Annotated in this window: 5 protein-coding genes; all 5 read right to left on the minus strand. The window is 59.5% G+C overall.

All coding sequences use genetic code 11. From position 1 onward, the window contains the following. On the minus strand, positions 1-487 hold a 487-nt coding region (locus tag NFW05_RS03985), incomplete at its 3' end, for a DUF938 domain-containing protein (protein WP_295302944.1). A gap of 206 nt (positions 488-693) precedes the next feature. Beyond that, complete coding sequence (locus tag NFW05_RS03990) at positions 694-1,659, minus strand: glycosyltransferase (RefSeq protein ID WP_295302945.1); 966 nt, start codon at positions 1,657-1,659, stop codon at positions 694-696. Between the two features lie 291 nt (positions 1,660-1,950). Then, a complete protein-coding gene (locus NFW05_RS03995) occupies positions 1,951-3,480 on the minus strand; it encodes a flippase (RefSeq protein WP_295302948.1) in 1,530 nt (509 codons plus the stop codon). 88 nt (positions 3,481-3,568) lie between these two features. After that, positions 3,569-4,567 (minus strand): class I SAM-dependent methyltransferase, encoded by a 999-nt coding sequence (locus NFW05_RS04000; RefSeq protein ID WP_295302946.1) that lies wholly within the window; start codon positions 4,565-4,567, stop codon positions 3,569-3,571. A 109-nt stretch (positions 4,568-4,676) separates the two neighbouring features. Further along, on the minus strand, positions 4,677-5,581 hold a 905-nt coding region (locus tag NFW05_RS04005; protein WP_295302947.1), incomplete at its 5' end, for a glycosyltransferase.

A 5,581-nucleotide genomic window follows, 5' to 3' on the forward strand; every position in this document is an offset into this window, starting at 1 on the left:
CCTTCAGGCTCTCGTCAAAAGCGGCGTTGGACGGTGCCGTGTGGCGGCCGCCGACCATGAACGGGCCATACAGATAGAGAACGCCGCTGCGCTTCAAAACGCGTGCCGCACCAGCCATCAGCCCTTGGCAGGCTTCCCACGGTGCGATGTGGATCATGTTGATGCTGACCACGACGTCGACAACCCGATCAGCAAGCGCGCGCCAGGGACGATCCTCGACATTGAGACGCAAGGGTGGCCGCAGGTTTGGCAGCGCAGCCTCCGCCATCCAAGCGGCGATGCTCGCCAGACATTCAGGGTCCGTGTCGGATGGCTGCCAGACGATCTCGGGAAACGATGCCGCAAAGAAGACGGCGTGCTCACCGCTGCCGGAGCCGATCTCCAGCACTTGCCCATGCCGCGGCAGAACGTCACGAAGCACATCTCTGATCGGCTCGCGATTGCGCAGCGTTACCGGTGCATATCGTTTCGCGTTGTTCATCGGCATCGGCTTTAGCGGTCAAGCTGCAGGCACACAAGATGCGCAACGTTAACCGCGCTTGCCTCGTGTGCAGCGGCAGCATCGACAACGCTGATCGAAGTGACAGCAAGCGGTGAAGATCTCGCGGTTGTCCAAGGCGCCGCCTTCACCTTGTTCGATCCCGGCGATTTCACCGTGATCCGGTCCCTTCCTGTTCCTCAATCTCTGGCGGCTCAGTCAGCAAGGAAGCGTTTGCGGCCGCCGATTTCGTCGCAGACTCCCTGGTAGTAGCGGAGGTTGAACAGGCCGGACAGCGCCGCCCGGGAGCCCCGATCGAGACCCCACGCATGGCAGGCGACGCTCAGCCCGCTCAGCATTGCCGACACCAGTTCGGAGAGCCGAGGCCGGTCGAGGCACCCCCTCACCAGAGCCTGATTGAGTTTGTGGCGGCCGGCGAACTCCTCCTTGACGGTCTGCCACCGCCTCTGCTCCCCATCTTGGAAGAAGACGGCGTCATGACGGCCATAGACGCTGGCAATATCGAGCCAGGACCGGAAACTGCGGTTGGCGTAATGATAGCCACGGGCTCGCGGATTAAAGACGAACTCAACGCCGCGCTTCGCCAGCCGATATCCGAGTTCCACATCCTCGGCGCGACGGTAGCGCTCGTCGAAGCCACCGACGTCGATCAGCTGCGATCGGGCCACTGACGCGTTGCCGGTGAAAAACTGTCGTGCCGTCGGCGTCCACTTGCCCTCTGCCAGGGCTGTGTACTGCTTTTCCAGCATCGCTTGCTCCCAAGCGTTCCATGCTGAGAGGCGATAATCGCCGGGGGTGAGTAAGGGGCCGACCACGGCAATCCCTTTTCTTCCCGCGTGCGTGCGGAGATGCTCGCTGAGAAAGTCGGTTGCGGGGACGACGTCGTCGTCAAGGAATACGAGGAGATCGCTCCGGGCTTCGGCGATGCCGCGATTACGGGCCGCCGCCGGCCCCTTATTCTCCTGCACGAAGGCGCGGACGGCCAGAGGGCCAGCAAGGGACTGCAGGTAGGGATCGGTGCCATCGGTGCACCCGTCGGCGATGACCACAACTTCGAACTTGGCCAGGGACAGGTCTTGTCGCCCGAGGGCCTCCAGCATCCGTCGAAGCTGTGTCAGCCGGTTATAGGTCGGAACGATAACACTGACGACGAGCGCCATAGGCCCTACACGCGCTCCTGGCCTGCGACAGAGATCTCAGGCAGTTGTGATGGCAACTCGAAGATCACCCGCGCCGGCCCTCCCGCGACGAGGGGTATCGTCTGATCCACGATTGCATCGTAAACCGGCCGCACGCTGCAGCCGGTTTACGAAAAGGCAGGCGGAGACGGCTGACGGTGGTCGTCTGCTTCCTTGCCTCTGCGGTCATGTGCTCGTTCCTGCTCGTGGATCGATTCAGCCAAGGGATGGGGTTCCTCCGCTGGCATCGAACCACAACGAAGCGCCCGGGCATCACTCGCCTACTCGTCTGCGCAAGCTGGCTCGGGATGCAGTACGGGAAATGACGGATTTCATGAGAGCAACATCTTCCGGATCCGCTGCCCGCATGACCGCAACCATGCCGATGTACACCACCACGCCGGCGAGAACGGCGAACAACAGGGAGGCGTCGCGCACCAGCCAGACTGCCGCCGCCATTGTCACCGCTGCAAAGACGACGCGCGCTCCGTAACCGGCGTCGGCTCGGCTTAGGGTGCCCTTCGGCAGCAGCCGCATTCCCGCCACGGCGATCGCCACTTCGCTCACTGCGATGCTGACGGCGGCGCCGACCGCACCATTTTCGAGGAAGTTCTGACACGACCAGACCAAGGCAAGGTCTAGGAGGATTTTCACCGGCAGGGCAACAGCCTGGATGGTAACCCAGGTCGCTTGCCGATCGACAGCCGCGAGCAGGAACGCCAGCACGATTGTCTGGTAGGTGGCAATCAACGACAAGCCCAGCACCATCAGAACTGCGCCGCTCGGGAGGAATTTTTCTCCGTACAGCAAGCTGACCATCGGCTCGGCTGTGACTGCTACGCCGAGAGCGATCGGCATGGCGCAAAGCAACATCAGCCTGACCGACCGCGCCGCCAGCGCGGGAAGCACCTGCGCGCCTTCAAGGTGTCGCTTGGCGGCCGCTGGGTACACCGCGGTCATCAGGATCGCCGGTATGAACAACAGGGTCGCCGTCAGGGTCCGGGCAACGCTGAACCAGCCGACGGCTTGGGCGTCCAGCACCATGGCGATGACGATCACGCTCGTTTCCTGGTAGGCGATAACCAGAAGTGCGGACGCAAGGAACGGTGCGCTGGCAACGATGGACCAGCGCGCCGTCCTTATCGAGAAACCCCATCGCCAGTTCGCTCGGACAACCGGAAACAGGCAAACCGCCAACGCACAAAGATGGGCGGCATTGCCAATAACGGTCGCAACGGCGACCCATTCGACGTTGAAACCGGCAATGACGGCGAGTAACGCCATAAGCGTATACAGGGCTTTACTGATGACGGTTGCTACGGCGATCGACTGCATCCGCTGAAAACCCTGCAGGGCCGCCTGCAGTACGTTCGCCGTCAGCAACAAGGGTTGCGCCATGCCAAGAATGACGAACAAAGAAACCTGCACCGAATCTGCTGTCACTGCGCCTATGTACAGCGAGACAGCGAGACAGCCACCAACAAAGAAAATTATTCGTAGGAAAATGACCGTGCAAAGAAGGCGTGCCGCCTGCTGTGGGCGTCTGGCAATTTCTTTTGTCAGCATCATTTCTGAGCCGAAGGCAACTACGGAGAAGACAATTGTCCACACCGTTGTCGCCAATTGCAGCTGGCCGACGGCTCTTGGTCCGAGATACCGAGGCAGGACGACGGCGAGCACCAGCGCGAGCGCCCATGTCGTCAACTGTGATGCCATCAGTGCGGCAGCATTTCTTACAATTCTTGTTTCGGCCCCAGATAACGGTCCGTCTGCTGAAATATATTCAGGCACCGCGCCAGTCATATTGAACAACAAAAACGATTATCATGTTTCATACGAGCGCTACTATTATCATTCTCTAATGTACAGGAAAACGGCATATGCGTTTCATTTATCTTTGATACTTGCTTTTGGTGCCTATAAATACGGCGTTCACGGTAAGCAGTTCTTCTCTTCCATAATCGGCGAGTTCACGCGCGAGGTTGGCATCAATGCGCGGACCTAGAACCTCCGGATGCTCGTACTGATCGAGAATTTCGGTATGCCCTGGACACATCTGCGAAAACAGCTCTCGCCACTGCTGCAATCGCCAACGGTTGAGGTAGGCGCTCGGGCGGACAAGGTGCTGGGTCGAGCGGCGAAGATGCGCCCAAAGTGGAAGTGCGTCGGCCTGCCCGGTAAACGATCGGATGTCGTGATGCCCGTTATTGCAAGTCCATAGATGGATACTTACATAAAATAGCCCGCAAGGCCGCAGAGAAGCCAGTATATTTTTCAGGGCCTGCGCCGGATCCGCAAAGTGCTCGAACGCCGACCATGTCATGGCAAGATCAAACGATTTCTCCGGAGGTGCATCAGAGCAAATGTCCCCCTCCAGGAACTGCGGCCGCGGCAACGAAGACAATCCAAGAAGGCGAACATACCGAGTGCGGGCGTAATGGCCAATGAGAACTTCATTCGCCGCGCTCTTCAGGCATCTTGCAAGGCCGTTTCTTGCCAGCATCTGCCGGTATCTGCCCGGATCGAGACCAATGGCGATGACATCGTGATCAAAAGCCGTGACACGATTGCTTCGGCCAAAAAAGATTGCGCGGGCGAGATCCTGTCCGGGACCGATCTCGAGGACATCGAGATCGCTGACCGGCCTGCCGAGCGCCTTTGTCATCCGGGCTTCGGCCTCACGAAGGTGATCGATGAGGGGTTGATAGTCAGGTGGCTCGAAGAACCGGCGACGGATCGCATGTCGGATCTGTCTCAGCGCGCGCGCCACGCCGAAGGACGCATAGGTTCGTCCAGGACCGCTGTCGTAGTGACGGTTCGCTGCGGAGGGTCGCGATGCGCCTTCCGTTGCCGCGGTCTCCGGTGCCGTCGCTCGCTGCGGGTCGGTCATGCCCTAGCGCCCTGTTTGCCATCCTTCCCAGCCCTCTGGAGCCATCCCGCACCGTACCCGCGCAGCATCGTTCGATGCCTATGAGTGTCCAAAGGGCTCAGCTGCGAAATCAAGCGGGTTCTTTCTCTACCATGTCTGCAAGGTGGTTCAACGCCTCCTGGCGCTCCAGCAGGCGTGGGGTGGGGGATAGGCCGACGGCCGCCAAGATCTTCTGCCACGAATGTAGCCAGTCGAACCGGCGAAGAGCGTTCACGACCCCGCTGCGGCGAATACGGGAGAGACGTTGCGGTTGGCTGTCGAGGTGGTCGACAACTTCGACAATGTGGGCTGCATCGAAAGGTAGGTCGATGACCGCATCCTCCCAGTCCAGAAGCTTCCGGCCCTCCGCCGTACTGGGCAGCATGCCGAGCATGACCGTTCCCGCCGCTGCACCTTCAATGTACCGGAAGGCCATCTCCAAGTGCCCCTGGTGCAGCTCAGGACGGTCAATGCGCGCCGGATACGCCAGAAAATACCGCGTTCGCTTCAGTTGTTCAGCCAAGAGAAGGCGGTGCTCGTCATGCCGAGAAAAACGCAGCTGCCTGCCCGTATCATACAAGTAAAAGAAATTCGTGTTACGGGCGTGCGCGAGAAGAGCGTCATGTGTCACGCGCGAGCGCCGACCAATGCTCATTAGATCGACGGTTCGCTCCGGTTGTCGCGGGACAGGACAGAACCGCGTGGCGTCGATGCCTGGCCCAAGGTAAGTGCAAGGGCGCCGGCAAATGCGCTCGATGCGCTCGCACATGTGCACCTGTGCAGAAAACAGGGCATCAAAGCGAGAAAAATATTTTTTTAGATATTCTAGTGCCGACGTATCCTGTTTCCATGATTCGACAATGTAACAAGCTGACAGCCGCGACAGAGAATGCCAATCATAACGAGAGCATATCTCTTCCACTTCCCATGGCTCAGACAGAATTAGAAAAAAGAAATCAAACTTCCTGCCGCTAATAGAGCTATTGAGGGAAATGT

Source organism: Accumulibacter sp. (assembly GCF_023806625.1).
In the GTDB taxonomy this organism is placed as follows: domain Bacteria; phylum Pseudomonadota; class Gammaproteobacteria; order Burkholderiales; family Rhodocyclaceae; genus Accumulibacter.

Coding starts and splice junctions, on each gene's coding strand:
- NFW05_RS04000 (WP_295302946.1), bottom strand. CDS start 4,567: ATGACCGACCCGCAGCGAGCGACGGCACCGGAGACCGCGGCAACGGAA.
- NFW05_RS03995 (WP_295302948.1), bottom strand. CDS start 3,480: ATGACTGGCGCGGTGCCTGAATATATTTCAGCAGACGGACCGTTATCT.
- NFW05_RS03990 (WP_295302945.1), bottom strand. CDS start 1,659: ATGGCGCTCGTCGTCAGTGTTATCGTTCCGACCTATAACCGGCTGACA.